Origin of the sequence: Aporhodopirellula rubra, from assembly GCF_014192335.1 — a bacterium.
Lineage (GTDB): Bacteria > Planctomycetota > Planctomycetia > Pirellulales > Pirellulaceae > Rhodopirellula > Rhodopirellula rubra.
The window spans coordinates 1-13,549 of sequence record NZ_JACHXU010000019.1; the positions used below are offsets into that span (position 1 = coordinate 1).

Genomic DNA, 13,549 nt, shown 5'->3' on the forward strand with positions numbered 1-13,549 from the left:
TCCAGGAGGTGGGGCTTGTTGCCCACTCAAACCCGATCACTTACGTTTTTACTAGAGAGACCATCACGAGTTTCAACAACGAATGGGACATCCCCCGAGACCAACGACGAAGAGACTGATGACGAAAACGAAGATGTTGAAGACGACGAACATGATTGTCATGAAGGCGTCCGGCTGCACCACCATCATCGATTTGGCGTTGTCAGCGTCGGGTTGTTTGGGGGCGATGCGGAATCGCTGATCACTCGGTTCGATACCGATGACGATGGATCGTTGACCGAAGAGGAAGTGTCCGATCGCGTGTGGGCGAAACTCACCGCCGTCGGTGTCGACTCCGACGCGGACGGAATCGTGACTCTCGTGGAACTCGAAACGGCAATCGATACCGCTCGTCAAGAAGCTTTCGACACGAAAGACGTCAACGCCGATGGATTGTTGAGCGAGGACGAAGTCAGCGAGCGTTTCTGGAGCAAAATTTCTGACGCCGATACCGATTCCGTCGAAGGCGTTTCGCTGGATGAGCTCGATGCGTTTTATACCGAGCAGGCTGCGGAGCGAGTGGACTCGGCGGGCGAATTTCGGCATCGCCATCGAATCGCGGACGAAGTGTTCGCATCGATCGGGCGTGCTCAATCAAGTTCGCGCGCCACGGCTTTCCGATTCGGCCGAGGCCGGTAGTGGGCTGCGATTGAAATCGAACCCTGAGGCTTCAACCGGCGTGTCGCTTAAAAAGATGACGCCGGTTCGGCCCTGTTGCTACCCATTTCTGTAATCTATCGAGCGTCGCAATCGTTCAATGCAGAGGGATCCGCCCTTCGTTTGTTGTGAAAAGATTTTGGATTCATCCGTTACCTGGATCGTGGTCTGGTGTTTTATCGCTATACCCACCGCGCGTCAGGAGACTACGGAGTGAATCCTATGCAATCGCACACTGTCATTTGCCCGCAAGGTCATCACCTGCGCGCTTCACAACGCGTGGTTGGTAAAACACTGCCATGTCCCGTTTGCAAAGAAATGGTCATCGTTGACGCATCGTCTGCGGTACCGCCGAGTCATCTTGCCTCGCCCTCACGTGTGAATTCGCCGGTTGGTCGCGATTCGACTAAACAAGAATCGATCTCTCGGCTGGCGCCCGCTCCAGGCGAGAAACGCGATACGCTTTCGGACACCGGCGTGATGCGTATCCTCGGTGACTTCGTCGCTCCTCGGGTCGATCCCGTCGTGGAGGATGAACGCAAGTTCCGAAGCTGTCCGGTTTGTGGATGTGGTGTTGTTGAGTCGGCGTCCGTTTGTAAAACGTGTCAGTGCTACATTGGCCCGTCACCGGACTTCTTCAAAAACTTTGCAAAGTGAACCGCCTTATTCCATCGATCTCAAAACACGATTCGATTAAATCGCCAACTGCACTTGTGCGTGGTGATCATGCATAAGGCGACTGGCCACGCCGTTGGTCCAAAGATAGTGCAGGTCGCAAAGGGTGTGTCGGGTGATTCCCTAATGTCCGCGTAATCCGCATTGTTGACATAGGACGCAAAACTCAGTCCGTTCGCCAATCGTACAGGCAGAGTCTCATCTGCAGTTGGCGGCTCTGTGTGAGTTGCAGTTTGGTTCTGATGCATTTGCGCCAAATTTTTGCAACGCCGACCTGCTTTTGTGATCGATCGGCCGCGCCACTCTCGGGATGCTCTTACGTTTCCGGGAAAATGTGGTTGCCTAAAGAGTTGGGCTCTTGAGTGCGTTCGCTATGGCGCTGTTGATCGGCGTATTGGTCATTGGAGTCGTGTCATGGTCGGTCTGGGCCGAGCCAATTTCGCGAATCTATATCGTGTCTTGGAGTCCGCCACTACCTCGGTCGTTTCGGACCAAACTGAGGGAAACGCGACAAAGGGCAATTTCCTCGTTTCCGATGCGTTGCAAGACGTAGAATTGAATGCTCTTCAAAACACCTTTAGCCCCGTGTTACGGCGGCAGGGTTTGTGAATGGAAGCGGGGATTGGAGATTGCCTGAGGGTTGGATTCTCACGCAAACTCGTTTTTACGGCGACCGGGTTGCGTGAGAAATAACATGTTTAATACGCGATATTGCATGTCGCTGTTTGGTCTTCCGTTCTATTTTCAGCTCTGACAGTTTTCGTCGCCAGCGGATTGTTGGCGAATTTGATAATCAATACCGAGGAAGAAATCATGATTTGCCGTGTCGCTCTGGTTGTTTTAGTGTTTGTTGCAGCGCCCTTGGTAGGGGGTTGTGGAGGTACCGATGGCGGTGCGCAAAAAGTAGAGACCACTGAATTCACTGCGGCTGACGCTGCACGTCTCGAAGAGCGGGCTGCGCAGCAGATGTCGGAAAGCGATCGTCGTCGCTCTGAGCAAAAATAGACTTGTGAAATATTGCATTGCAAGAACGTATTATTGCATTGCCGGATCGAGGTGGACAGTCGATGATTAAATATTAGTGAAAGTGGGGTTTTCGAACCTCGCTTTCACATACCCACTTTTCTTACTTAACAGGGACTTTTAAAATGAGCAGAAAACATTTCAATCAACGCGGCTTTACGCTGGTTGAGCTTTTGGTCGTGATCGCGATTATCGGCGTTCTCGTCGGTTTGTTGTTGCCGGCCGTCCAGGCCGCACGTGAAGCGGCTCGTCGGATGAGTTGCAGTAACAACTTCAAGCAAATCGGTTTGGGGCTCCACAACTACCACGCTGCCTATAACATGTTGCCGATGAATTTCGGCGGCACGGACAATGAAGGCGGAACGGGCTGGACTCAAAACAACGAATTGCAAGCCAGCTTTCTTGTCGGGTTGACCCCATTCGTTGAGCAACAGGCCGTATGGGAGCAAATCAGCAATCCAATGTCTGTCGGTCGCGATGGCAGTGCTCTCTCGCCTGTCTTCCCAGCAATGGGGCCAATTCCATGGCACACGAACTACACGCCATGGATGACGCAAATCGGTACGTTCCGATGCCCAAGTGACCCGACCGTTCCAGGTGCGAATGAAGTTGGTTTCACCAACTACGCTGCCTGTCACGGCGACTCGTTCTGGGAACAAACGAACGTTGGTATCGAAGCGAACGGTAATTCCCATGGCGATGCGACTTGGGGAGAAAGCAACACGAAGAAGTATGCTCGTGGGGTCTTCACTGCGAAACACTTCACTCGATTCCGAAATATCTTGGATGGACTGTCGAACACTCTGATGTGCGGCGAAATCGTTGTTGACAACGGGCAGCGTGAAATCGTCGGTACCGCAATTCGTGCAGGGGACGATTCGCACAACTTGTCACCTGGTTCGTGGGCAACAAACACTGCGGCCACTCCAGCCATCGACGTTGAGCGTCCTCAGTTCTACACCTATGAGCATGGTGAATTCGATGTACCCGAACGAGACCGTGGTCGTGGACGTTTGTGGACCAGTGGCCGCGAAAACAGCAGCCGATTCCACGCTATCCGTCCACCCAATAGTTACAACGTGATGCGTTGGTGGGATAACCACGGGATGTGGGGGGCATCGAGTCGTCACCAAGGTGGTGCTCACGTCCTGATGGGCGACGGGGCAGTCAAGTTCATCACGGACTCGGTCGACACCGGCGACCAAAACGCATTGCCAATCGGCCCCGGCGGTCGTGGTCTTGGAGAAGAAAGTCCATACGGTGTTTGGGGAGCGGCGGGAACGATCGCATCCAAGGAAACACTGACTCTTGAGAATTAGTTCTCAGGATCTCTGCTGAATGAATTGCAACGAGTGTTTTCGAACATTCGGTTCAATTTCAACACCATGGGCGGGCTCTTACGAGTTCGCCCATGTTTTTTATTTTGGGGTAGAGGCTAACTTGAGTTATTGCCGGAAGGTTGTGAAGATGAGATGTTGCAAGCCAAGTCTTGTCGTCCCGTCAGCAATTTTCTCAGGTAGCTACTTGTAATGATACAGGCGGCTTCGGCGACTTAATCGGAGGGGTGTTCCCGTGGGACTGAATCGAATGCTGCGGGCCATTGATGGTTGGCGTTTTGAATTCTGCCCTGAATGGATTTGGTGCGGGCTGGTGGTGGGGGCTTTATTACTGCCGGTGGGGTGCGGAGCTGAGATCGCCAGTCCGGAGCCGGGCACGAATGCGTCATCGGGGGCTTCAGGTAAAACTGAATCCGTCTTTTCAAACGACATTCAATCGGCTTCGGGGCAGCAGTCGGGCGATGAGTCGAAAGGCGGGATGGAGGGGGGATCGGGAAATGACGCTACGAGCGTTACTGATCCCGTAGGAGGGGACTGGAGATCGGTGGCTCGAGAGTTCATTGAGGACCGCCAATACCAGCAAGCGATTGCCGCGTTGACCGCCAAATTGATTCGTGATCCTGAAACTCCCGAGGCGAGTTTGATGCTGGCGGAATGTTACGCTGGCCTGCAAAATTTTGATCTCGCGATTGAGACTTCTGAAGGGATACCCCTGCGAGAGGAAGGGCAGAGCGTCTCGCCGTTCGGGCTAGCAGCGCTCGGGCAATCTGCGATGTGGTGTGTGAATGCACATCGGTATGATGATGCGATTGCTAAATATCTCGAGTTGATTGACGCCATACCCACTTCGGGGCGTGCGCATCGGGAAGTTGCTTACTTGCTCAACCGACAAGGTCGCCGTCATGAGGCGGCTCGGCATATCCGCGTGCTGTGCAAGATGGGCGACATTCGCCGTGACGAATTGCACTCCTTGATGGTCCTCAGTGATGCGATCTATGACGATCCTGGGCAGTTGTCTGAATCGAAAGCCGGTGAGCGACGCTATGAACCAATCGGAGCGTCGGGGGTGGCGCGAAAACTGTTTGCGGAAGCTCGTTATGTCGACGCGGCGAGTCTACTGGAGGAGTCAGTGGTCAGCGGTCAATCGCAGGGAGCGGTTCGCGCTCTGTTTGGTCGTTGTCTGGCTGAGGCGCAGGACGATCAGCGTTTTGCACGCTGGGTAACGACCAACGACGACGAGTCGTTGCAGTACGCCGAATATTGGGCCGCCATGGGGGCTTGGCTGGTCAACCAGCAGCGTTTTGACGAGGCAGTCCGTGCGTTGTCGGAGGCCATTCTTCTCGATCCAACGGACGTTCGATCTTATCGACGGTTGGAGCAGTGTTTCACTGCGTTGCAGCGAACGGACGATGCGAAGCGATGGTACGATCGGCATCAGTTGTTGCGAGAAGTAACGCTCGCTAGCAATATGATTGGATCCAGTTCACCTCCGCAGCAAGCCTCCTTCGCCACCGTTTCTGACGGTTTGAAACGACTCGGTCGACCGTTAGAGGCGTTGCTTTGGGAAGTGATGGGATTGCAATCGCTCAGTCAGAACGATGCGCAAATGGCAGCCGATGGGCTGACTCTCGATTCGCGATTTGAAGAATTGAACCAACGACTTCTCAAAATCGTTCGTTCGGGAGATTCATTTCCGTCGCGCGAAGAGCGTTTGATTGGATTGGACTACCGATCTTATCCTATGTTTCATTTCGACCCCGCGCTCGTGAGCGTGAAAGAACGTGCTCCGAATCGGAAGGCCTCAGCAACGACGACTCCCCATTGGGTTGATGTGGCGAGGGACGTAGGTGTCACACACAGTTATCAGGTGGCGTCGAATCCACAGGACTCCGAGTTTTCGATCTATCAGGTCGTTGGTGGCGGTGTTGCCGTGATCGACTATGACCTTGATGGGCATGTGGATTTATATTTTGCCCAGGGAGGAGCGGATCCGCCGGATTTCCAGGGGCAAATCTCGAATCAGTTATACCGTCAATCGGAGTCGAAATTCATTGACGTTAGTAGTCGATCTGGAACGATCGAGACTCGGTACAGCACCGGAGTGACAGCGGGTGACTGGAACCAAGATGGTTTTCCTGATTTGATCGTTGCCAATCTGGGGATCAATTCGCTGATGATTAACAATGGCGACGGAACGTTTCGTCGTGAGCCGACTGATGAGTTGGATGATCTGTCGATGGTGAGTTCGTCGATCGGGATGGCGGATTTGGATGGCGATCATTTGCCCGATCTATTCGAGCAAACCTATGTGCACGATCCTGCTTTCACGCGTAGGCCGACACGTAACGCAGGTGGAATTGTCGAGATTCTGTCTCCGTTTCTCTTTCAGCCTGGTATGGATCGAATCCTCTTTAATGATGGAATGGGAGGGCGTGTCGCAACCGACGTCAGCGTTTCGGGTGACGCACGTGGTACGGGCCTTGGGCTCGTTATCGCGGATTTTGATGGGCAGTCGGGTAACGAAATTTACGTTGCCAACGATATGCTGCCAAATCAGCTTTGGAAACGAACTGACGAAAAGAAGCTTGCCGATATGGCACCGATGTCGGGTGCCTCGTTAGGGCATGATGGGACGCGAACATCGTCGATGGGAGTTGCGGCGGGCGATTTTGATCTCAACGGATCTCTCGATCTGCACATCACTAATTTTGAAAATGCGCCGGTACGGCTTTACCTTAGTCAACGCGGCGTCTATCGAGATCGCGCGATCACCTTTGGCCTCGCCGAACCGAGTTATGAGTTCGTCGGCTTTGGAACGCAGGCGATCGATTATGACAACGATGGACTCGAGGATTTGGTTGTCGCCAACGGGCATGTCGAGAACACTGGAATCGAGACTTCGCCTTTTGCACAGTTTCCGCAAACGTTTACAAATCTGGGCGACCGATTTCGGTTGGTTGATTTCGGCGGCGAATCAGAGTATTTCATGACACCGCATGTCGGGCGTGCTCTCGCTCGTGCGGATATTAATTCCGATGGACGTGACGACTGTGTGGTGACTCATCTCGGCGAAAATTCAGCCATCTTGATCAACGAGACGAAGTCAGAGAATCACTTTCTGAGAGTCAAATTGGTTGGGACGCATAGCGAAAGAGATGCTATTGGAGCGACAGTGAGTATCGGAACAAAGTCGCACTCTTCGCAAACGAAATGGGTAACTTCTGGCGATGGTTACTTATGCCGTAACGAGCAAGTTGTGACATTCGGATTGGGGAAAGATGCTGAGGTCCAAACGCTTGGAGTGAGTTGGCCCGATGGAACGCAGGAAACGTTTGAAAATATTGCGGTCGATCGAACGTACTTAATCGTTCAGGATCAGGGCGAGTTTGAGTATTAGGGCGATGGTTTCTACCGCTCCTGTTTCGGTTGAAAAGTGGCCGTCGAGTTGATCAACGCGAGCGGTGTTTCAAATCGAGAGATGAAGGCATTCAATATGAAGGACGCTCGAATCGTCGCCGCTCATCAGTGGGGACGCTACGCTCCTTTCACTCTAGCGGTGATGTTTGGGTTTGTTTTCCCGTTCGTTGGGTGCACAAAGCAAACAGGGCCCGACGCCCCGCCGGCTGGGCAATCGAGTCACCTGTCGACGCAGGCACGTGCTGAGGCGAGTGCGAAGGCCCCGAAGTCGAGAACGGAAAAAGAGCTACTGTCGCGGGCTCGACAGGAGATGCAGCGTGGAGACGTTGATTCCGCACGACGGTACCTTCGCGAGTTTCTGGTTGGTTTGCCCGACGATCGTGATCTCATTCAGAATGCCGCCGAGTTGTTCGTCTCGCTCGGCGACATCGGCGACGCTGTGCAATTGTATGGTGATCTCGTTGCATCCGCAGACGTTCCTTCGAAAGAACTGTTGTACGGATACGCAAGGGGTTTGATGCAACAAGGGCGACCGTTTGAGACAGTTGAGGTGCTTCGGCAGGCTGTTGCGGCATACCCGAATGATGCGTCAGCACGTCGTGATCTGGCGGGGTTGTTGGCGTCGTTGGGATTACAAAGCGAGGCTGGAGAACACTTGCGGTGGTTAGTCCAGCGTGGTTTTGGTGGCCCGCAAGAGTTAGTGATACTCTCGGATTTGACTCGACCGCAAACGGATGAAAAGACATGTGAATATGCACTGGAGAATTATCCCGAGGACCAACGTCCCCGCTATTCGCTCGCAGTGAAAGCAGCTCATTCAGGGAAATGGGATGAGGTCGCCGGTCACTGCCAACGCTTGCTCGAAACGCACCCCACGTTTGTGCCCGGGATAGCGTTGTACGGTCGCGTAATTGTGGAGCGACACCCCGCGAGCGGCAGTGACTCAAACTGGTTGTCCTGGAAGGCAGCGTTGCCGGAAACCATCGAGAAATACCCTGATTATTGGCACGCGTTAGGCGGAAACTCGCTACGGCAAAACGACGACGAGGAAGCGGCGTTTGCGTTTTGGAAAGCCGGGTTGCTTAATGAGAATGATACCGAAGCGATTCATCAGTTGACCAATTGTCTTGCAAAGCTAGGGATTGAGGACGCATGGCGTAGCGAACTCGCTGAGCGAATTGATGGTATCTCACGATTGCGTCAGTTGGTTGATTTGATTTCGTTGAATCAACTGAACTCGCAAAAGACAGCTGTGGAGATTTCATCGGTGTTGGTGTCTCTCGGTCGCCTTTGGGAGGCGGCATCTTGGTTGCGTGCAGGATCCAAGATGACATCGGATCTCGAGCCAGAATTAGGTGACCGGTATCGCGATGTCCGTGCGAAAATGACGTCGAAGACGCCCTGGATGTTAGCTACCTCACGCGTGGTGGGATCGCGTGATCTGAGTGCATTTGACTCATCCGGCAAAGAAGACCGCGTTGCGCTGAGCGATAACCCGGCGCCAGCGATGAATGCCAATACTGAGTCGGCGCCGACGGCGATTCGATTTAAAGATGAAGCATCCAAACGGGCGCTTCACCACAGGTGTGTGATATCAAAGCCGGACGGCGAGGAGTCTGATTTGTGGATTTATCAATCAATCGCCGGTGGTGCCGCCGTGCTCGACTTTGATTGTGACGGTTGGCCTGATTTCTATTTCACATCGATGGATGGTCAGCCAATGAAATCTGATTCGCAACCCAATCATTTATACCGCAATTTGCAATCACGTTTTGAACGCTGTACGGAATATGCGAGCGTCGGCGATCGTGGTTTTTCTCAAGGGGTTGCCGTTGGTGATTTCAATAGCGATGGGTTTCCTGATTTGATGGTATCCAATATTGGTGTCAACCGTTTGTATCAAAACAACGGCGATGGGACGTTTCGCGAAGTCGCGAAAGAGCGAGGTTTGGGCGGTGAGGATTGGACGACATCGGTGGCGTTGGCCGATGTTGATTTGGATGGTGTCATGGATGTTTTCGAGGTGGGTTATTGTCGTGGTGATCTTCCTTTTCAAAGCAAATGCACACGAGATGGTTTCACTCGGACTTGTTCACCACTTTCGTTCCCCGCACAACCTGACCGAGTTTGGAAAGGAACGGAGAATGGACGGTTTATCGATTTCAGTTCAAATTGGCTCGTCGGCCAGCAACCCAGTTATGGATTAGCCATCCTCGTCGGGCAATTTGATGCCGCACCGGGTCTGGATTTGTTCGTCGCGAATGATATGGCGCCGAACCACTTCTGGTCGACGCGAAATGACGGGAGCGACGACTTTCGGCTTTCTGAGCAAGCGGCGATTGCCGGGGTTGCTGTCGATGAACGCTCGCGTCGCCAAGCGTCCATGGGGATGACCGTCGGCGATCCTGATCACGATGGTGATTTTGATTTCTTTATTACGAACCATGCGAACGAGTCGAATACGTACTACGAGCAGGTTCATCCTGGCACTTGGATCGACCAAACGAGGAAGGTCGGTTTGAGAGAGTCTTCGATTCCCATGCTGGGATTCGGGACGACCTGGTTTGACGCCGATAACGATGGTGAATTGGAATTGCTGGTCTGCAACGGACACGTTGACGACTTCTCGCATCTCGGGGAGCCGTTGCGAATGCCAATGCAGTTGTATCGACGCCATGTGAACGGACGGTGGAATTTGTTGCCCGTTAGTGACATTGGTGAACCCATGGCGAAGAAGCGAGTGGCACGCAATGTGGTTCTCGCGGACGTTGATCGCGATGGCAGAACGGACGCCGCAGTGACTGGGCTTTTCGATCCGGTGGCGTTGTTGATGAACGATTCTGAGGTTCGTGGTCAATCCGTAAGTGTTTATCTGCGCGGGACCAGCAGTCATCGGGATGCGGTGGGTTCGATCGTCACGGCGAAAATCGGAGAACGGCTCTTGCGGCAGCAATTGATTGCGGGAGACGGTTTTCAATGCAGTTCTGAAAAATGCCTTCGTTTCGCGGTCCCTGAAAACACATCGATCGAGCAAGTGACCGTTCAGTGGCCCGGAGGACGCATCTCACAATATGAAACATTGATGCAATCAGGTCGCATCCTACTGATCGAAAACGAATCAGAGCCGTACAGCTATTGAATGCTGGTCTCAAACGTTCGTGCGACGCGACGGTGAAATTTCGACGGTGAAAATCCGATGAGGTCCAGTGACGGCTATCGCCATTCTGGGTTGGTCGTCGTTGAAAAGGTGATCGATAAGATTGGGACGCTTTGTCAGGTGGACGCGAGACGTGTGAGTGATGCGAACCAAGAGATGCAGTCGCTGTTAAACGCCTCGGTGTTCGCGTCGATATTGGCCGGGCGGTTTTCCGGTGGCCCGCCGGAACGCGACGCTCATGTATTCTTGGGTTTGGAATCCGCTCTGCGAGGCGATCTGGGCGAGTGTCAAATCGCTGTTTCGGAGCAGCATTCGTACGTTTTCGAGGCGTCGTCGCGCGATCTCCTCGTGGGGTGAGCAGCCGAGGCGATCTTGGAATCGGTATTCGAGTATGCGTCGTGAGAGTGGGACGCGTTTGAGGATATCTTGAACCGTGATCGTTTCGCGAAAGTGATCGCGAATGAATCGCACCGCGTTCGCGATATCTGGGTCATCGATTGCGACAATATCGGTCGACTGCCGCGTGTTGAGGCCTATCGGCGGGACCAGAATTGACGCCGTCTTTTTTGAAGAACTGCGTGTTTTGTTGTTCATCAGGTCATCGAGCATCTCGGCTGCTTTGCGTCCCGTTTGGTGAGCGGCAGGCGTGATGCTCGACAGCGGCGGTGTGCACAGGTCGCAGATCAGTTCATCGTCGTCGATCCCGAGAACGGCGATTTCGAATGGCACGCGCAAATCATTTTCGCGGCAGATTTCGAGCACCACGTGTGCCTTTTTGTCGTAACAGGCTAGCAGCCCGACGGGTTTGGGGAGTCCCTTGAGCCATTGTGTCAGGAGGCCTCGGTCGGCGTCGGGCGAAACCTGTTTGTGTGATTTCGAAACGTAAACCGAACACCCGTAGCCTTCCTCGGCGGCGCATCGAACGAAGGCTTTCTCGCGGTTATTGGACCACGCGAAAACGGAATCACCGCAATACGCAAACGTATCGAAACCTCGTTCACGAAAGTGCCGAAATGCCATCGCCGCGATCGCTTCGTCGTCTGTTTCGACAAACGGAATCTCCGGCAATTGCCGCGCCGCACTGACGTCGACGACGGGAATATTGAGAGGGGCGATCGCTTTCGCAATCGCACTGTTTTCGATGCGCGCAATGACGCCGTCGCCGTCCCATTGATGGAGCCAGTTCGGTGGAGTGGCGCCGCGTTCCTGTTCGGGCAGGTAGACGGACCATTCGTTTTTTTCGTGGATATACGAGGCGATTCCGCGAAGCAATCCTCTCGCGTACGAGTTGGATGTTTCGATGAGCAACGCGACTTTTTTCTTCTTCGACACAACAAACTCAATAGGATAACTGTCGAACAGGATCTTTTTCCATCGTGTCAACGAGCCCTGCGTTGGTGAAACCCGGGGAGGTTTTCTTGCGCAGCGAAAAGGATCGATCTAACAGTTCATACCATATCGAATTGGACGTCGTCTGTGTTAGGCGAAGATCATCCGCGGCCAGATGTTTGGGCTGCGAACCGGTCGCCGATTCGCAGCCGTTTGTATTTCTCGACAGCGATCGTGCTACTGATTTCGAATGCAGTAGAGGTGCTCTTTTCCGCGGAGGAAAATTTCATCGCCGACGATGGCGGCCGATGCGTCGATTGTCTCATCGAGTTTGTTCGACGCGATGACCTCAAAATTCTTGCCGTGTTTCAGGACCACGGTCGTTCCGTCGCGGCCGGTCAAGTAGACATGGTTTGCGGCGGCTACCGGCGATGCGTAGACCGTCGAGAGGTCAGGAACGCGAGTTTGGTCGATCAGAAGTTCGCCTGTTTTGGCGTCGCGTGACACAAGAACCCCGTTGTTGGATTTGAAGAAATACAGTTGCCCTTGATAGAGAACGGGCGAGGGAACGTAAGGGGCTGCGTCCTCTTCGATCCAAGTGATCGTTTCGCTGTCGGTGATGTCGCCGTGCGAGTTCAGTGGGATCGAGTAGATTGCGTATCCGCGATATCCCGTCATCACGATCACGTTGTCTTCGAACCGAACCGGTGAGGGAATCGGGTTCCCCGCTTGTCCGCCGCATTCCCAGATGATTTCACCCGACGCCAGGTCATAACTGCGAACGCGATTGGACCCGTTCGCGATGACTTGAACACGTCCGTCGTATTCGGTGATCAGGGGCGTGGACCAGGTCGTTTGTTCATCGCGTGGTTGCCGCCACTTTTCTTCGCCGGTTTGGGCATCGAGTGCGACGATGAAGGAGTCCCCTTCGTGGTCAAACGGCACCACGAGTGTTCCTTTGTAGATTGCGGCGGAACTGCCCTCGCCGAATTGGTTGCGGGTTTGCATCTTGCCGAGATCTTTGCTCCACAGCAAATTGCCGTCGAGGTCCAAGCAGTGGACGCCTCGCGAACCGAATGAGACGTAGATTCGCTCACCGTCTGTAACCGGCGATGAGGAGGCGAACGTGTTGGTGTTGTGACCGGACTCGTGTGGAACTTGTTCGATGGCGGTCGTTCGCCATATTTCTTTACCGGTCGCGCGATCAAGGCACAGCACCATGAATGCGTAATAATGGGTTGGGGAGGCGCCACCACCGGACCCCCGCCGGCCTCGACGTCCACCGCGTGCATCGCCACCGCGACCACCTCGCTCGCCACCACGCTGTGCACCGCCGCGATCGCTTGCATTGCGATCACCGGCATCGGGCGTGTTTCTGTCGCTTTCTGTTTGAGCTGTGGGCGTGGCGTCGGCTCCCTCTTTGACGCGATCGGTCTTCATCGCCGCGGAGACATAGATGCGGTCACCTAGGACGATCGGGGTTGAGCTGCCTGTTCCGGGCACGGGGACCTTCCAGGCGATGTTTTCGGACTCGCTCCAACTCGTCGGCGGATTGGTCGACGCCGAGGCACCCGACCCGTCTGGTCCTCGCCATTGAGGCCAATCGTTGATGAAGCCTTCGGCGGAAGTGTGGGTGATAGCACAGAACATGAGCAGAGTCAGTACAGCGGATTGAATCTTCACGCGACGGTTCCATTGGAAAGTGGGGGAGACAGGACGGTACGGGGATGGAACACCGGTTTAAGTCTGAAGTCTCGTTTTCGCGTGCGGATTCGAAACCTCGAACGCGTGGTGGGGTTTTTCAACGGACCGCGATTCACGAGTGATCGGTTCGCAATCATTCTCGGTGCGAGGCCGCACGGCGTACGCAGGAGTCCGTTCATTTATTTGGCGGCGGGATTCGACTCGTCCCCGT

General features: G+C 54.1%; 7 protein-coding genes and 1 pseudogene. 6 read left to right on the top strand and 2 right to left on the bottom strand.

What is annotated here, in order from left to right; all coding sequences use genetic code 11:
- The 6 genes and pseudogenes from FHS27_RS22025 to FHS27_RS22050 all read left to right on the top strand — a co-directional run.
- Window positions 1-678, top strand: a pseudogene (locus FHS27_RS22025) (hypothetical protein); the annotation flags it as partial.
- Window positions 679-918: 240 nt separating this feature from the next.
- A complete protein-coding gene (locus FHS27_RS22030) occupies window positions 919-1,353 on the top strand; it encodes an ATP-binding protein (RefSeq protein WP_221225304.1) in 435 nt (144 codons plus the stop codon).
- A 729-nt stretch (window positions 1,354-2,082) separates the two neighbouring features.
- Window positions 2,083-2,376, top strand: a complete 294-nt coding sequence (locus FHS27_RS22035; RefSeq protein ID WP_184307078.1) for a hypothetical protein — start codon at window positions 2,083-2,085, stop codon at window positions 2,374-2,376.
- A 143-nt stretch (window positions 2,377-2,519) separates the two neighbouring features.
- A complete protein-coding gene (locus FHS27_RS22040; protein WP_184307080.1) occupies window positions 2,520-3,713 on the top strand; it encodes a DUF1559 domain-containing protein in 1,194 nt (397 codons plus the stop codon).
- 253 nt (window positions 3,714-3,966) lie between these two features.
- On the top strand, window positions 3,967-7,128 hold the full coding sequence (locus FHS27_RS22045; protein WP_184307081.1) for an FG-GAP-like repeat-containing protein: 3,162 nt from the start codon (window positions 3,967-3,969) through the stop codon (window positions 7,126-7,128).
- 96 nt (window positions 7,129-7,224) lie between these two features.
- Window positions 7,225-10,287, top strand: a complete 3,063-nt coding sequence (locus tag FHS27_RS22050) for a CRTAC1 family protein (protein WP_221225305.1) — start codon at window positions 7,225-7,227, stop codon at window positions 10,285-10,287.
- A 186-nt stretch (window positions 10,288-10,473) separates the two neighbouring features.
- On the opposite strand, the gene FHS27_RS22055 is transcribed toward FHS27_RS22050, so the two are convergent.
- Window positions 10,474-11,637: an AraC family transcriptional regulator gene (locus tag FHS27_RS22055; RefSeq protein ID WP_184307085.1), complete on the bottom strand. Its 1,164-nt coding sequence runs from the start codon at window positions 11,635-11,637 to the stop codon at window positions 10,474-10,476.
- Window positions 11,638-11,871: 234 nt separating this feature from the next.
- Window positions 11,872-13,284, bottom strand: coding sequence for a PQQ-binding-like beta-propeller repeat protein (locus FHS27_RS22060; RefSeq protein ID WP_221225308.1), 1,413 nt, complete (start codon window positions 13,282-13,284; stop codon window positions 11,872-11,874).
- Between the last annotated feature and the right edge of the window lie 265 nt (window positions 13,285-13,549).

Coding starts and splice junctions, on each gene's coding strand:
- FHS27_RS22060 (WP_221225308.1), bottom strand. CDS start 13,284: ATGTTCTGTGCTATCACCCACACTTCCGCCGAAGGCTTCATCAACGAT.
- FHS27_RS22030 (WP_221225304.1), top strand. CDS start 919: ATGCAATCGCACACTGTCATTTGCCCGCAAGGTCATCACCTGCGCGCT.
- FHS27_RS22040 (WP_184307080.1), top strand. CDS start 2,520: ATGAGCAGAAAACATTTCAATCAACGCGGCTTTACGCTGGTTGAGCTT.
- FHS27_RS22050 (WP_221225305.1), top strand. CDS start 7,225: ATGAAGGACGCTCGAATCGTCGCCGCTCATCAGTGGGGACGCTACGCT.